Below are 1,161 nucleotides of genomic sequence, written 5' to 3'. Positions count from 1 at the left end.
GCACCTACTGTGTGGCCACCTTCGCGAATAGCGAAACGAAGACCGGCTTCAATAGCGATTGGTGTAATCAATTCAATGCTCATAGTGATGTTGTCACCAGGCATACACATTTCAGTACCTTCAGGCAACTGGATAACACCGGTTACGTCAGTTGTACGGAAGTAGAACTGTGGACGGTAGTTGGAGAAGAATGGAGTATGACGGCCACCTTCTTCTTTAGTCAATACGTAAACTTCACCTTTGAATTTAGTGTGCGGGTGAATGGAACCCGGTTTAGCCAATACTTGACCACGTTCGATGTCTTTGCGGTCTACACCACGAAGAAGAGCACCAACGTTGTCGCCTGCTACTGCGGAATCCAAAGTTTTACGGAACATTTCAAGACCTGTTACAACGTAGCTTTCAGCTTTTTCTTTCAAGCCAACGATTTCTACAGTGTCGCCAACTTTAACTTCGCCACGTTCAACACGGCCGGTAGCTACTGTACCACGACCGGTGATTGTGAAAACGTCTTCGACCGGCATCAAGAAAGTTTTGTCGGTGTCGCGTTCAGGAGTTGGGACATAGTCATCAACAGCAGCCATCAATTCTTTGATTTTTTCTACGTATTTAGGGTCTCCTTCCAAAGCTTTCAAAGCGGAACCAACGATAATAGGTACTTCGTCGCCAGGGAATTCGTATGTAGAAAGAAGGTCACGAACTTCCATTTCTACCAATTCGATCAATTCATCATCGTCAACCATATCTGCTTTGTTCAAGAATACAACGATAGCAGGTACACCTACCTGACGAGCAAGAAGGATGTGTTCACGAGTCTGAGCCATAGGGCCGTCAGTAGCAGCGATAACCAAGATCGCGCCGTCCATCTGAGCAGCACCGGTGATCATGTTTTTAACATAGTCGGCATGGCCCGGGCAGTCAACGTGTGCATAGTGACGTTTTTCAGTTTCATATTCTACGTGGGAAGTGTTGATTGTGATACCACGTTCACGTTCTTCCGGAGCTTTGTCGATCATGCTGTAGTCTTGGAATTGAGCCTTACCTTCTTCAGCAAGAACTTTAGTGATTGCTGCAGTAAGAGTTGTTTTACCATGGTCAACGTGACCGATAGTACCGATGTTAACATGCGGTTTAGTACGTTCAAATTTTGCTTTTGCCATT

At 45.7% G+C, this 1,161-nt stretch carries 1 protein-coding gene; it reads right to left on the bottom strand.

Features of this window, described 5'->3' with window-relative positions; genetic code table 11:
* A partial coding sequence (gene tuf, locus EO126_RS10640; RefSeq protein WP_127008815.1) for an elongation factor Tu occupies nucleotides 1-1,160 on the bottom strand: 1,160 nt, incomplete at its 3' end.
* Between the last annotated feature and the right edge of the window lies 1 nt (nucleotide 1,161).

It is taken from the genome of Veillonella seminalis, from assembly GCF_003992065.1.
In the GTDB taxonomy this organism is placed as follows: Bacteria; Bacillota; Negativicutes; order Veillonellales; family Veillonellaceae; genus Veillonella_A; species Veillonella_A seminalis.
This window is presented reverse-complemented; position numbering and strand designations above follow the sequence as displayed.